This window comes from Paenarthrobacter sp. MSM-2-10-13 (assembly GCF_011605365.1).
In the GTDB taxonomy this organism is placed as follows: Bacteria; Actinomycetota; Actinomycetes; order Actinomycetales; family Micrococcaceae; genus Arthrobacter.
The window spans coordinates 263,733-276,776 of record NZ_JAAOXO010000004.1 but is presented as its reverse complement, the minus strand read 5'-3'; the positions used below and the strand labels follow the sequence as shown (position 1 = coordinate 276,776).

Genomic DNA, 13,044 nt, shown 5'->3' with positions numbered 1-13,044 from the left:
CTGGGGAGGTGAGCGGCGCCGTCGAGAATTACCTACTTGCGGAGGGAGTCCGCAATCTGGGTCATGATGCCGGGGTCAGCCAGTGTGGTGGCGTCGCCGGTGTCGCGGCCTTCAGCGATGTCCTTGAGAAGGCGGCGGACGATCTTGCCGGAGCGGGTCTTGGGCAGTTCCGGGACGATCAGCAGCTGCTTGGGCTTGGCGATCGGGCCGATTTCCTTGCCCACGTGGTTGCGGAGTTCCAGGACGGTTTCGTCGCCGTTGTTCGCGGCGTCACCGCGGAGGATGACGAACGCGACGACGGCCTGGCCGGTGGTCTCGTCCGCGGCACCTACCACTGCGGCTTCGGCCACCGACGGGTGGCTGACCAGGGCAGACTCGATTTCGGTGGTGGAGAGGCGGTGGCCGGAGACGTTCATGACGTCGTCCACGCGGCCCAGGAGCCAGACGTCGCCGTCTTCGTCCTTCTTGGCGCCATCACCGGCGAAGTACATGGCCTCGAACCGGGACCAGTAGGTGTCCTTGAAGCGCTCGGGGTCGCCCCAAATGCCGCGCAGCATGGAGGGCCACGGTTCGCGGACCACCAGGTAGCCGCCTTCACCGTTGGCCACGGACTGACCGTTTTCGTCCACCACGTCCACGGCGATGCCGGGCAGCGGAACCTGCGCCGAGCCGGGCTTCGTGGCGGTCACGCCGGGCAGCGGGGCGATCATCTGCGCACCGGTTTCGGTCTGCCACCAGGTGTCCACGATCGGTGCCGGGTTGTCCTTCTTCTCGCCGTTCTTGCCGGCGTTGGCGCCTATGACGTCCCGGTACCACATCCACGCTTCGGGGTTGATGGATTCGCCCACGGAGCCCAGGACGCGGATGGAGGAGAGATCGTACTTGTCCGGGATGTCCCGGCCCCACTTCATGAACGTCCGGATCGCAGTGGGGGCGGTGTACAGGATGGAGACCTTGTACTTCTCCACGATTTCCCACCAGCGGCCCTGGTGCGGGGAGTCAGGGGTGCCTTCGTACATGACCTGGGTGGCGCCGTTGATCAGCGGCGCGTAGGTGACGTACGAGTGGCCGGTGACCCATCCGACGTCGGCGGTGCACCAATAGACGTCCGTTTCCGGGTGGAGATCGAACACGGCCTTGTGCGTGTAGGCGCCCTGGGTGAGGTATCCGCCGGTGGTGTGCAGGATGCCCTTGGGCTTGCCAGTGGTGCCGGAGGTATAGAGGATGAACAGCGGGTGCTCGGAGTCATGCCCCACGGCGGTGTGCTCGGTATCTGCCTTATCAACGGTATCGGACCACCAGAGGTCGCGGCCTTCCACCCAGTTGACGTCCTCGCCGTTGCGCTTGACCACCACAACGTTTTGTACGGTGTGGCCTTCTTTGGAGAGGGCTTCGTCCACCGCTGGCTTCAGGGCACTCGGCTTGCCGCGGCGGTAGGTGCCGTCCGCGGTAACAACGAGCTTGGCCTCGGCGTCCTCGATCCGGGAACGCAGCGCGTCCGCGGAGAATCCACCGAACACTACCGAGTGCACGGCCCCGATCCTGGCGCAGGCAAGGAGCGTGATCACGGCTTCAGGGATCATGGGCAGGTACACGGCCACGCGGTCGCCCTTGGCCACGCCCAGGGACTCGAACGCGTTGGCGGCCTTCTTGACCTCTTCGGTCAGCTCCGCGTAGGTGTAGCTGCGGGTGTCCCCGGGTTCGCCTTCGAAGTAGATGGCCACGCGGTCGCCCAGGCCGTTTTCCACGTGCCGGTCCAGTGCGTTGTAAGCGGCGTTGATCTCGCCGCCCACGAACCACTTGGCGAATGGCGGGTTGGACCAGTCAAGGGCTTCGGTGAAGTCCTTGTCCCAGGTCAACAGCTCACGGGCCTGCTTAGCCCAGAACGCGGGACGGTCCGCTTCTGCCTCAGCATAGGCGTCGGCGCTTGCGACCGCGTTCGCGGCGAACTCTGCAGAAGGCGCGAACTTGCGGTTCTCGTGGAGGAGGTTTTCAAGCGCCTCGACGTGCGGGGCCGATCCGTTGTGAGCTGTTGAAGCTGCAGCGGTGGCCGTGGATCCGGTGGTGTCCTGGGACATGGTGAACCTCATCATTCATCGATCTTTGCTGCGCGGATCCTGACGTGAGGTCCCCGCCCGGGCCGTCGTCGGCGTCGAGCGCTTCCCCCAAGGGTCCGCAAAGTGCTGTCCGGCATCAACACTATCGCTTCAAGAAGTCGAACGTGGGCGTCGTCACAAATGCGGCCGTGAACGGCGCGGATTTAGCGACGAATGGCGGCTGTGGCGGTGGGGAACCGTTTACATGACGCACGACGGCGGCACCGGGCTGCCTTTGCTGGCGGGCTTACTGTCGGCCACATTCTGTAAGGAACCTTGGAGTTTGCTGTGGGCGAAGCCGTATGGCCGTTTTCAGCTAGAACCCTGTCAGGGGGGTGGCATAGGCTGAAGAAGTCTTGGGACGCACTTCTGGCGTGTCCGGTTCACTGCGGAGTCCCGCGGAGGTCGCCGGGCCGGACTGTCCAAGACGCCGCCGTACGAAGGAGATATAGATGAACCAGCTGAGCCCAGGCCCGCACGACTCACACCCGACGGGACCGGACACCGCGGCTGGAACGGTCACCGCTGCGGGTGGAAACGCTGCTGACGGCACCGCTGTTGGGAATCCGGCGACGGGTACGTCCGGAACTCCTTTCAAGAAGGACACTGCTGCCAAGAACGATGCTCCTAAAAACGACGCTGCCAAGTATGACGCCGTCGCTGGGCCGTTCACCATCCGGGATCTTACTGTTTTCGGCTCCACGCTCCTGATGTTCGTTGCCTCGCTTCTGCCCATGTTCGGGGAGCGCTACAACCTGTGGAACCTGGGTAACTTGTTCTTCCTGCTGCTGGGAATCCTGCTGCCGCTGGTTGTGGTGGCTCTCTTCGTAGCCCGCAGGCTGCAGCCGGGTACTATCCTCCGCATAGGTTCGCTGTCCGTTGACCAGTTCGCGTCCGTGGTTGCCTCGTTTGCGTTCCCCTTGTTCTTCCTGACCATTGCCAACTCGTTCAACGGCAGCGTACTGCTGGGCCTGGTCGGCTCCGTGGGTCTGCTGGCAGCGACGGTTCTGGCCCCGCATCTTCCGTGGCTTTCCGCCGACTTCAAGGGCCGTGCTGAAACGCCGGCGCACGTGGTTGCCCGCGAAGCAGCAGTGCCCAGCCGCAAGCCGGCTGCTCCCAAAGCACCGAAGGCGCCCACCACACCCAAGCCCGCAGACGCCACAGGTTCAAGCGGCGGATTCCGGAGTTCAACCCCCGGATACCAGGGATCGGCACCCGGTTACCAGGCTCCCGCTCCGCACGTTTCCGGTACAGCGGCTGCAGCAGCCTCCACGGGTGCTCCCGGTGCAGGTGCCGCGACCGGCGCCGCAACGGGCGCAAGCCCCTTCGCTCCGCCGGCCAGCTACGGAACATCGCCGTCGCCGGCAACTGAAGCTTCCGCCGTCGTGCACGCAGCTGACGCAAAACCTGCGGACGGTAGCGGCTATGCAAGCAGTGGACCCACAGGAAGTGGGCCCGCTACTGGCAGCACCGCTGCCACTGAACCCGCTGCTGCCGCTTCGCCCGCTACGTCTTCGCCTGAGAAGGCCGAGCCCGTTGGCGAGCCTGGCGCTAAGGATGCCCACGTTCCTGCCACGGGTTCAGCGGCTCAGCCCGCCACTACCCAGCACACGGCCCAGCCCGCTACAACCCAGCACGCCGCTCAGCAGGCGGCCCAACCAGCGGCCCAGCAGCCGTGGGCTGCCACCATGGCAACGCCCATCGTTTCCGGTGATACGCGCAGGGTGAGCGACTCGATCGGCGCTACCGTGGACCCGGCCAGCCGACCGGAAGAGTCCGATGCACCGCAGTACGAGGCCTTCTGGTTCGCCGTTGCACAACCCAGGATTGCGTACGACGAACACTCGGGGACCCCGGCCTTCACCATCGAACCCGGTGGATGGGTTCTGGCCTTGGAAGACCGCGGCCATGAGTTCCTGGTACAGGACACCGACGGCAAAGTTGGGGTTCTTCGGGAGCTCAGCAACATCGAACGCGGCTAAGCAGGGACGCCGTGGCCATCGCCGAAGCTGGTTCGCTGCTCGCGCTCAAACGCCGGGCACGGAAGATCAATAGGGTTCTCGCGGAGAAGTATCCCTACGCGCATGCGGAGTTGGATTTTAGGAACCCTTTTGAACTGGTGGTGGCCACGGTCCTCTCAGCCCAAACCACCGATGTGGCGGTCAACCAGGTCACCAAGATCCTGTTTGCCCGCTACCCGGATGCCCGCGCCATGGCTGAGGCGGATCCCCTCGAACTGGAGACAATACTTCAGCCCACGGGCTTCTTCCGCGCCAAAGCACGGAACGTTCTGGCGCTCAGTACGCGGCTCGTAGATGAGTACGACGGCGTGGTCCCGGGACGTCTCGAAGATCTGGTGACGCTCCCGGGCGTCGGGCGCAAAACCGCCAACGTGGTCCTGGGCAATGCCTTTGGTGTCCCCGGGATCACGGTGGACACTCACTTCGGCCGGCTTGCCCGCCGATTCGGGTGGACGGCCTCGGACGATCCTGTGAAGATCGAGTTCGACGTCGCCGAACTGTTTGAACCCCGGGACTGGACCATGCTCTCGCACAGAGTGGTGTTCCACGGACGCAGAGTCTGCCATTCCAGGAAGCCGGCCTGTGGTGCCTGCCCGGTGGCAAGCCTCTGCCCGAGCTACGGCGAGGGCGAAACTGATCCCGTCAAGGCAGCCAAATTGTTGAAGTACGAGCTAGCGCCGGGCAGCGAAGCTTTGCTCGAGAAGCTCCTGGCCGAGACGCACAGGGCAGCGGAGATCCGCATGGAATCGCAAAGGAGGCCCGGGTGACCGCGCTTGAGGAACTGTCCGCGCTGGTTGCTCGCTTCGATGAGGGCCAACAGCAGCACTCGGCATTGTGGGAGCAGCTTCCCGTCACCCCGGAAACAAACCGCGCCGCGGCAGTCCTGATGCTTTTCGGTGTACTGGACAACATCCCTGCCGAGTCGGGGCGGCCAATAGCGCCGGCGGACCTCGATGTTCTGCTGCTGGAACGGGCACATACCTTGGACGACCATCCGGGTCAGGTGGCGTTCCCGGGCGGCAGCGTGGACGAGGAAGATGAGTCGATCGTCGCCGCAGCCCTTCGTGAAGCAGTGGAAGAAACCGGCTTGGATGCCAGTGGTGTCCGGGTTCTTGGAGTCATCCCGGAGCTTGGGCTCATCCGGAGCAACTTCCGTGTGACACCTGTGCTGGCGTGGTGGGATGCGCCGTCACCGGTTCGCGTGGTGGACTACGCCGAATCCGCTCAGGTCTTCAGGGTACCGGTGCGCGACCTTTTGGACCCGGTCAACCGTGTCACTGCCACCATCTCGAGGTTCGGCCGCACCTATACCAGCCCAGGTTTCACCGTCAATGGTGTGCTCGTGTGGGGCTTCACGGGGATGGTCCTCAGTGGCCTCTTCGACGAACTGGGCTGGACAGTTCCCTGGGATAAAGACAAATTGCGGGACATAGACCTTTAGTGGTCCGTCGAGGCTTACGCTGCCTCGCGGGCTTTTACGCTGCCTCGCGGGCCGTCGTGGACCGGTCCACGATCAGACCGGTGGCGGCGTTTTCCCGTACGGCGTTGATGCCGGCCACAACACCCTCGAGGTGCGGGAACGTGGGTGACTCGGCAACCACCGTACCGTCGGCCGCTGTAAGGCGGAACCGGTAGCCCTCGGCATTGTCCTTGAGAATTTCAAACCTGCCAGCCATCGAATGCTTCCCCCTTGTGATGCTGTTTTGATTCTGCGGTGGACCAGCAAAAGTATCCACATCATGAAACTATCCAGAACCCGGGCGGAACCAAAGCTACTTTGCGGTACCTGTCATGGGCGGGTCATCCCGGCTCATATAGCGGGATGTGACTGGATAGTGCCGCTGCATCAGGCTATGGTCCGCTACTTCGCTTTGTCGTAGGAATCGACGACGGCCAGGCTCACTGGAAACTCCACAGGGATCCGTCCGAACATAAGTTCCTTCGCCGATGCTGCCGCTTCTTCGATGGCGCGGATACAGGCGTCCACGGCGTTCACTGGAGCGTGAATCATCACCTCATCGTGGAGAAAAAAGACGAGTTCACCGCTGGGTGAGCCTTCGGCGCGTAAGGTTCGCAGCCGTCGTCGTAATTCTGCCAACCAGCAGGCCGCCCACTCAGCAGCCGAGCCCTGCACCACGAAGTTGCGGGTGAAACGGCCCCGTGATCGGGCAAGATTGTCGGCGCGCCGCTGTTCCTCGGCGGTGGTGGATTGCTGGCTGCGCAGCCAGCCGGGCGACGGCGGTGGGCTGCTTCTGCCCAGCCGGGTGGTGACGGTTCGGCCTGCTTCGCCCTCGCGCGCTGCTTGCTCCACGAAGCCGACAGCGCGTGGATAGGTCCGCGTGAGCTGCGGCATAAGCCGCCCCGACTCGCCCGTGGTGGCGCCGTAAATAGCTCCCAGCAGGGCAATTTTCGCCTTGGCCCGATCACCCCCAAAGCCTTGGGCTGCGATGCCTGCGTAGAGGTCCTTGTCCCGTGCTGCCTCTGCCATTTTCGTGTCTTGGGCCAGCGCCACGAGAACACGCGGCTCCAGTTGGGAGGCGTCGGCAACAATGAGCTTGTGGCCGGGATCCGCGTGGACCGCTGCCCGGATGTTGCGAGGGATCTGAAGCGCGCCGCCGCCGCGGGAAGCCCAGCGGCCGGACACGACTCCGCCCACCACATACTCGGGATGGAACCGTCCGTCGCGCACCCAGGCGTCCAGCCAGGACCAGCCATTGGCGGTGTGCAGCCGGGAAAGCTTCTTGTAGGCGAGCAGCGGCTGAATGGCCGGATGCTTGGATTCCTGAAGCTCCCACTGCCGGGTACTTTTGACCTCGATCCCGTTCCGGTGCAAGGCGCGCATGAGGTCCTGCGGGGAATCCGGATTCAGGCCGGGGGAGTTGAGGATGCTCCTGAGCTCGGCGCAAAGAGCCTCAAGTGCCGGCGGACGGTGCCCCAGCGGCGGCCGGGGCCCTAGGACATCGGCAAGGATTTGCTGATGCAACTCTTCTCGCCAAGGGACGCCGGCGTGCTGCATCTCCAGGGCGATCATCGCGCAAGCGGACTCAGCGGCGAGCAGTAACTGGAGGCGCTGTTTCTGTTGGTGGGCCTCGGAGACTTGTGAGACCGCGTGCTGTTGGGCCGCGAATTCCTCCCTGAGTTCAGCCAACCCCACTTTGGGGTTGGACTGGGCCAGGTCCTCGAAGAGAGCGCCCTGGTCTGCGGGAGGCGGTGGGGGCTGAAGAGCGCGGGGTGGTGCGGAGTCGTCGTCCTGCGTGAGTTTGACCGCATACCGGGCATAATCCGTGTGCGCCGTGAATTCGGAGTGGGCAAGGATGGCTCCGCAGAGCACGAGGTCGTGGCAACGCTCCAGCTCTATGCCATGGTTTAGCAGCTCCGGATACCAGTCCTGGGCGCGGTGCCACACCCAGCGGGGCCGCTGGGTTTCGAATTCACGCACGACGCCGGGCAACTCACCCCGGGTGAGGACGCGTGCGTCTGCAGTGGCCTTGCCGGTGGGGGAGATCCTTTGTATGGCTGCGCCTTGCTGGTGGGCGGCGAGCAGCAAATACATGGTGTCCATTCTGCCCTGTGCGGAGGTGTGCTGTTGCTGGGAGGACTGCTCCTCCACAACTTCCGGCCGCACTATGTTGTGCACATACGGGAATTCGAACCTTATGTTGGTTTGCCGATTCAACCAGTGTGGACGCCATGAGCAAGCGAGATCGTCGGCAGAGGCAACCCGCACACATCCAGCAGACCACTGACAATTACGGGCACCCCCACAAGAAAGCAGTTGAAGGGGACCCGGACGGATCTTGGCTGCCACGCGAAGCCGTCGGCATTCTGCTCGTTTCCGCTGACTCCTACCTTCAGGAAGAGGCCAAACGGATAGTCGCGGCTGCAGGGGGGAGTCTCCGTTTAGCCGCGGACGTGGCCGAAGCCGTCCACGGCTGGGACAATGCCGACGTCGTATTGGTAGGCAGCGATATTCAAGAGTTGCCGCCCAGGCGAAGGGCTCCCACTGTGTTGCTCGGCAAAGCCTCTGAAGGTGATGGGCTATGGAGTTTGGCCGCGTCGCTTGGAGCTGAGCGGGTCGCTGTCCTTCCCGAGGCCGCCGGCTGGCTGGCTGAACACCTCAGTATGTCCGGCTCACCGGACCCTGGGGGGACGGTCATCGGAATCATCGGCGGTAGTGGTGGGGCGGGAGCTACCACTACCGCAATCTGGCTTGCCCAGGCTGCGGCAGGGCATGGCATCAGCACCGTGCTCATCGATGGCGACCGCTGGGGTGGAGGCCTCGAGCTGGCAGTGACGGCGGATGAGGTGCCCGGCCTCCGATGGCCGGACTTCGCCGAAACCCGGGGAAGCATTGATCCTTCCCAATTCCGGGATTCATTGCCCGTGGCTGGCGGATTCGCATACCTGTCCTGGCCCGGGACGAGGGAACCGGTCCACATCCCGGCGGTCGGCGCTGTGGCTGCTGTTGTTGACGCTGCACGCCGGAGCTTCGAACTCATCCTCGTGGATATCGGACGCAGCGTTGAGGGGCTGGGAACGCTTGCATGGGACTGCGACAGGATCCTGGTGCTGACCACGGCCCACCTTAAGTCTGCAGTGGCGGCCGCGCGCGTCCTCAACGAACTCCCACCCATAGATGCAGGACTCTTGATCCGGGGAAGCGGCGCCAGTTCAGTGGATGCGCCACTGATCGCCGAGTCGCTTGGCTTGCCGCTGCTGGGTGTCCTACCGGAGATGCGTGGTGTAGCGGCCAGCACTGAGCTGGGGCGATTGCTGGAGATCGGACGCCGAAAACCAATCAGGCGCTTAGCCGGTTCCGTCCTGGAACTGAACGGGGCCGCCCAGTGAGCCCCTTTGCCGACGGAACCCGCCGCCGGCAGAGCCGCAGGCTGGACTCGGTTCTTCTTGAAACGGTGCGGGAATCGGTGCTCGCCGGGAGCGGACCCGTGACACCTTCCACTGTCGCCGCAGCCGTGCAGGCAAGCGGCAGACTACTGGGTACCGCCGGAGCGTTGGAGGCGGCTGAGTCCATCAATGCTGAACTCAACGGACTGGGTCCTCTTCAGCCGCTCGCACAGGATCCTGGCGTCACTGACATTTTCGTCAACGGCCCCGACTCCGTCTGGTTTGACCGCGGGAACGGCCTGGAACGTTCTTCAGTTCATTTCGACACCGAACAACAGATCAGGTCGCTGGCCACCCGCCTGGTCTCAGCCGGGGGAAGGAGACTGGACGACGGTTCCCCGTGCGTGGACGTCCGGCTCAACGGCGGATACCGGGTCCACGCAGTCCTCGCTCCCATATCAACGGCAGGGACGTTGCTGTCCATTCGAATCCGCCGGGACGAAGTGTTTACCCTCGCCGAGTTGCGGGAATCCGGCATGTTTTCGGAGCACGTTGAGTCGGTTCTTCGTGCCGTCATGGCCAACAAACTGAGTTTCCTCATTAGCGGTGCCACCGGCTCAGGAAAGACAACCCTGCTCTCCACCATGCTCGGGCTGAGCCATCCGGCGGAACGTTTAGTACTGATAGAGGACGCCGCAGAGCTCAACCCTGTTCACCCGCATGTTGTCACGCTGGAATCCCGCCACGGAAACCTTGAGGGCGGAGGTGCACTGGACCTCGGAGAGCTGGTCCGCCAAGCACTGCGCATGCGGCCGGACAGGCTGATCGTGGGGGAATGCCGTGGCGCTGAAGTCCGCGAATTGCTGACCGCACTCAACACTGGGCACACCGGTGGTGGTGGCACTATCCACGCCAACACCGCAGAGGCCGTGCCGGCACGGTTGGTGGCCCTCGGCGCATTGGCGGGGTTGAACGCCGAAGCCGTTCGGTTGCAGGTCTCCAGCGCCCTTGACGTCGTGATCCACGTAGACCGAACACCATCGGGACGGAAGGTCGCGTCCATCGGAGTAGTCACAGACACACGGCAACAGCAAAAAGTTGTGCCGGCCCTCAGCTGGAGCCCGGCAGGAATGACACCAGGGCCGGCATGGCCGGAACTTGCCTCCCGGCTCTCGCTGGCACCGCTGGAGATGGACGAGCAACCAGCACAGGAAGTCGACCGGCCTGAACCTGATGATCCGCCACGGCGCAGGTCCCGGAAGACGGCCATTCCAACATCAACCGGGTCACGTCCGGTGGGGATGCATAACTTCGGGGATATCCGGTGATTGGCCTCTTCGTCCTGGTTGCGGCTCTCGCGGTTTGGTTGCAGTTCACAGGCCACAGGGATGGAATCAGGCGTCTCCGGACGAGGCTGGGGGAACCAGCGGACCGGACCTTGCGCACCAATGCCCGTCCCATGACGCAGCGCGGAGGTCCAAGGCCGCGAAAGCGTCCGGAGCCCTTGTCACTTGTGGTGTTGGTGCAGCAGCTCGCAGCCCTCCTGCGCGGCGGACGGGGAGCTTTCAGGCTGTGGGAGGAGCTATGGATAGTCCACGGTGCAGGGCAGCTAGCGGAAAATGGCGCGGGTTCGGCAGCAGCAAAGGGAAACACCGGGCTTTCCCACCCCTCCCTGCAGGTTCTAGCAGCAGCGCGGGCAGCGTCCACGGTGGGAAATTCGCCGGCCGAAGCCATCCGGGGCACAGCCGCAAAAGCGTATCCGCAACGCGGGAGTTCTGAGCGCCGCGTGTGGATGGAGTTGGCAGCCTGCCTGGACATCGCGGAGACCAGCGGCTGTCCGTTGGCTGACCTCCTCACCCGGTTTGCAGCGCAGTTGGAGGCCGAAGAGGACTCCGAGGCTGCCCGTCAGACGGCGCTCGCAGGCCCCAAAGCTACCGTGCGCCTGTTGTCATGGCTCCCGGTATTTGGACTGGGGCTGGGGGTGGCATTAGGCGTGGATCCGGTGGGGATCTTGTTGAACAACTTCCTGGGTGTTGCCACCTTCGCGGTTGGTCTGCTTCTCACAGCGGCGGGTCGTGTATGGTCATCGCGGCTGGTCGCATCCGCGATCGGAGCCTACTGATGCACCAGACGCCGGTGTTAGTGATGATCGCGGTCATGGTGCTCGCAGCAATCCTGAGCTTCGCGGCGCCCGCACGGTTGGGAACTCAGTTGCCGTCCCGGGGAAGGGACTCAGCAGCGGCGCAGGAGTCCTCCGCATCAACCCCACCGGAACAGGATGCAGACGGACTGCGCGATACGGCAATGATGCTGGAATTGGTGGCTTCCATGCTCGACGCCGGAGCCGGAATCGGGCGGGCATTGGAACTTATCGCCAAGTGCGCGTCTCCTCCCATCAGGCATTCTCTCCGGCCCGTTGTTGCCGCGCTGGCCCTCGGTGCCGACTGGGAGACTGCCTGGCGGACGCCCACCAAGCACGCCCCTGAAGTGGTCCGCCTCAAGGATGCGTTGGCTTTCGCGGCGCTGACTGGTGCGCCGTCTGCCTCTATCCTCTATGCACAAGCGGCGAGGGAACGGCGCGAGCAGTTCCGGGCCGCGGAGAAGCGGGCAGCTGCCTTGGGCGTGAAGCTTGTAGTTCCTCTGGGTCTCTGCTCCCTGCCTGCTTTTATCTGCCTTGGCATTGTCCCGGTCCTGATCGCCATGCTCCCCTCGGGGTGAAACGTGGAGAGGGCCGTCAACGCCACAACCTTTCCTCCACACCCAGCGGGACGGGACGGGTTATCCACTTGCGGAGAGCACCCACTTCCGGGCCTTTCCGGACCACGGAAGAGTCGGTTCTGTCAGCAGAGAGCTGGCACTTTATGGAAAGGAAACCACCATGAAAACACTGTCCGCTACGCTTCCAGGCCTCCTGAGTGATATGCCGCGGGATCGGCCGGCTCCCGTTGAATTCCTTGGGGCTCCCTTCGAGGAACCACAGACGACCCAGCATGAGGAACTCTCCGAGTACGAGCTCGACCACAACGATCCCGAGCGATTCGGTTTCGAGGACGAGCTCCTGCAGTTAGGACTCGGCTTCGGGGATCTTGCGGAGTCCGAGGACGGCCCATGTGAGGACGAAGGCTTCTGGTCAAGGTTAAGCACACGGACAAAGCTGATGGGATCGGAAATGGGCATGGCCACGGCCGAGTATGCCATTGCTACCCTTGCCGCCGTAGGCCTGGCGGGTTTGTTGGTAGTTATCCTCCGGAGCGAAGAGGTCCGCGGCTTCCTGCTCAACCTGATCCGTACGGCGTTGTCCCTGCCATGACCGCTCTGCTGCCTGCCGACAGGAGATCCCGGAATGCAAAGGAAAAGGGTGCTGTCACTGCGGAGTTCGCGGTCGCTTTGCCGGCCGTTGTGTTGCTCCTGGCATTCCTGCTGGCAGGCGGCGCCGCAGGTATCACCCAACTCAGGCTGGAGGAGGCGGCGAGGGCAGGAGCACGAGCCTCGGCGCGGGGTGAGGCCTCCGGCTCGGTGGATGGGATCGTCAAGCGGCTTGCCGGGGGAGGCGTTACGTCGTCAATAAACGGGGACGGCGAGTGGGTCACAGTGACTGCTTCCTCGGCAGTTGGCGGGGCTTTGGGCCCGTTGATCCCATGGACGCTGAAGGCCTCGGCTACAGCACGGGCAGAAGTGGGCACCCCGTGAAAAACCTTTGGCCAAACACCGAGCATGAAGGCGGCGCTGGCACCGTGCTGGCGCTGGCCTTGGGCGCGGTGGTCATGCTGCTGTTGCTGGGCTTGCTCCTACTGGCGCAGGCCGGAGTGATGGCATCCCGGGCGGCGTCTGCGGCTGACCTGGCAGCGGTGGCCGCCGCAGATGCGGCCCGGGGGCTTACGTCCGGGGAGCCTTGCGCCGTTGCTGCAAGTGTGGCCGGGAAGCACGATGCAAAGATCACGTCCTGCAGTGTTGCTGGTGGGGTGGTGGAGGTCGGCACGGAGCTGGCCCATCCCTTCCAGTGGGGCGTTGCCACTGGCCGCGCACGAGCCGGACCTCCTCCTTAGCAGCTAACAGGGCCAAGCACACAGGCTTCGTGCCGG

General features: G+C 64.0%; 13 protein-coding genes. 10 read left to right on the top strand and 3 right to left on the bottom strand.

Annotated features, from left to right (window positions below; genetic code table 11):
• Positions 1 to 32 precede the first annotated feature (32 nt).
• Entirely contained in the window at positions 33 to 2,078 is a 2,046-nt protein-coding gene (gene acs / locus HAV21_RS11880) for an acetate--CoA ligase (RefSeq protein WP_166841861.1), read from the bottom strand.
• A 470-nt stretch (positions 2,079 to 2,548) separates the two neighbouring features.
• Here acs and HAV21_RS11875 point away from each other — a divergent pair, with 470 nt between their 5' ends.
• The 3 genes from HAV21_RS11875 to HAV21_RS11865 are packed head-to-tail and all read left to right on the top strand — an operon-like array spanning position 2,549 to position 5,558.
• Positions 2,549 to 4,078 carry a hypothetical protein gene (locus HAV21_RS11875; protein WP_166841841.1) on the top strand — a complete coding sequence of 510 codons (1,530 nt, stop codon included), beginning with the start codon at positions 2,549 to 2,551 and terminating at the stop codon, positions 4,076 to 4,078.
• A gap of 11 nt (positions 4,079 to 4,089) precedes the next feature.
• Positions 4,090 to 4,884 carry an endonuclease III gene (gene nth / locus HAV21_RS11870; protein WP_142938037.1) on the top strand — a complete coding sequence of 265 codons (795 nt, stop codon included), beginning with the start codon at positions 4,090 to 4,092 and terminating at the stop codon, positions 4,882 to 4,884.
• Complete coding sequence (locus HAV21_RS11865) at positions 4,881 to 5,558, top strand: CoA pyrophosphatase (protein WP_142938038.1); 678 nt, start codon at positions 4,881 to 4,883, stop codon at positions 5,556 to 5,558. The genes nth and HAV21_RS11865 overlap by 4 nt, the downstream gene beginning before the upstream one ends.
• Before the next feature lie 34 nt (positions 5,559 to 5,592).
• Here the strand turns inward: HAV21_RS11865 and HAV21_RS11860 are convergent, their stop codons facing one another.
• The gene (locus HAV21_RS11860) at positions 5,593 to 5,793 is read right to left on the bottom strand and encodes a DUF1508 domain-containing protein (protein WP_142938039.1); all 201 of its coding nucleotides are present in this window, start codon (positions 5,791 to 5,793) and stop codon (positions 5,593 to 5,595) included.
• A gap of 185 nt (positions 5,794 to 5,978) precedes the next feature.
• The gene (locus HAV21_RS11855) at positions 5,979 to 7,670 is read right to left on the bottom strand and encodes a bifunctional 3'-5' exonuclease/DNA polymerase (protein ID WP_166841840.1); all 1,692 of its coding nucleotides are present in this window, start codon (positions 7,668 to 7,670) and stop codon (positions 5,979 to 5,981) included.
• 137 nt (positions 7,671 to 7,807) lie between these two features.
• Between HAV21_RS11855 and ssd the strand changes: the two genes are divergently transcribed.
• The 7 genes from ssd to HAV21_RS11820 all read left to right on the top strand — a co-directional run bounded on the left by ssd (position 7,808) and on the right by HAV21_RS11820 (position 13,008).
• Positions 7,808 to 8,965 (top strand): septum site-determining protein Ssd, encoded by a 1,158-nt coding sequence (gene ssd / locus HAV21_RS11850; RefSeq protein ID WP_243753250.1) that lies wholly within the window; start codon positions 7,808 to 7,810, stop codon positions 8,963 to 8,965.
• On the top strand, positions 8,962 to 10,290 hold the full coding sequence (locus HAV21_RS11845; protein WP_166841839.1) for a TadA family conjugal transfer-associated ATPase: 1,329 nt from the start codon (positions 8,962 to 8,964) through the stop codon (positions 10,288 to 10,290). Before ssd ends, HAV21_RS11845 begins: the two co-directional genes overlap by 4 nt.
• Positions 10,291 to 10,421: 131 nt before the next feature.
• Entirely contained in the window at positions 10,422 to 11,084 is a 663-nt protein-coding gene (locus HAV21_RS11840) for a hypothetical protein (protein WP_223940857.1), read from the top strand.
• The gene (locus HAV21_RS11835; protein WP_142938042.1) at positions 11,084 to 11,680 is read left to right on the top strand and encodes a type II secretion system F family protein; all 597 of its coding nucleotides are present in this window, start codon (positions 11,084 to 11,086) and stop codon (positions 11,678 to 11,680) included. The genes HAV21_RS11840 and HAV21_RS11835 overlap by 1 nt, the downstream gene beginning before the upstream one ends.
• 160 nt (positions 11,681 to 11,840) lie before the next feature.
• Positions 11,841 to 12,272: a DUF4244 domain-containing protein gene (locus tag HAV21_RS11830; protein WP_142938043.1), complete on the top strand. Its 432-nt coding sequence runs from the start codon at positions 11,841 to 11,843 to the stop codon at positions 12,270 to 12,272.
• Positions 12,269 to 12,652, top strand: coding sequence for a TadE family type IV pilus minor pilin (locus HAV21_RS11825; RefSeq protein ID WP_166841838.1), 384 nt, complete (start codon positions 12,269 to 12,271; stop codon positions 12,650 to 12,652). The genes HAV21_RS11830 and HAV21_RS11825 overlap by 4 nt, the downstream gene beginning before the upstream one ends.
• Positions 12,649 to 13,008 carry an Rv3654c family TadE-like protein gene (locus HAV21_RS11820; RefSeq protein ID WP_166841837.1) on the top strand — a complete coding sequence of 120 codons (360 nt, stop codon included), beginning with the start codon at positions 12,649 to 12,651 and terminating at the stop codon, positions 13,006 to 13,008. The genes HAV21_RS11825 and HAV21_RS11820 overlap by 4 nt, the downstream gene beginning before the upstream one ends.
• Positions 13,009 to 13,044: the final 36 nt, after the last annotated feature.

Coding starts and splice junctions, on each gene's coding strand:
- acs (WP_166841861.1), bottom strand. CDS start 2,078: ATGTCCCAGGACACCACCGGATCCACGGCCACCGCTGCAGCTTCAACA.
- HAV21_RS11875 (WP_166841841.1), top strand. CDS start 2,549: ATGAACCAGCTGAGCCCAGGCCCGCACGACTCACACCCGACGGGACCG.
- HAV21_RS11860 (WP_142938039.1), bottom strand. CDS start 5,793: ATGGCTGGCAGGTTTGAAATTCTCAAGGACAATGCCGAGGGCTACCGG.
- HAV21_RS11855 (WP_166841840.1), bottom strand. CDS start 7,670: ATGTATTTGCTGCTCGCCGCCCACCAGCAAGGCGCAGCCATACAAAGG.
- ssd (WP_243753250.1), top strand. CDS start 7,808: ATGAGCAAGCGAGATCGTCGGCAGAGGCAACCCGCACACATCCAGCAG.
- HAV21_RS11840 (WP_223940857.1), top strand. CDS start 10,422: ATGACGCAGCGCGGAGGTCCAAGGCCGCGAAAGCGTCCGGAGCCCTTG.
- HAV21_RS11835 (WP_142938042.1), top strand. CDS start 11,084: ATGCACCAGACGCCGGTGTTAGTGATGATCGCGGTCATGGTGCTCGCA.
- HAV21_RS11830 (WP_142938043.1), top strand. CDS start 11,841: ATGAAAACACTGTCCGCTACGCTTCCAGGCCTCCTGAGTGATATGCCG.
- HAV21_RS11825 (WP_166841838.1), top strand. CDS start 12,269: ATGACCGCTCTGCTGCCTGCCGACAGGAGATCCCGGAATGCAAAGGAA.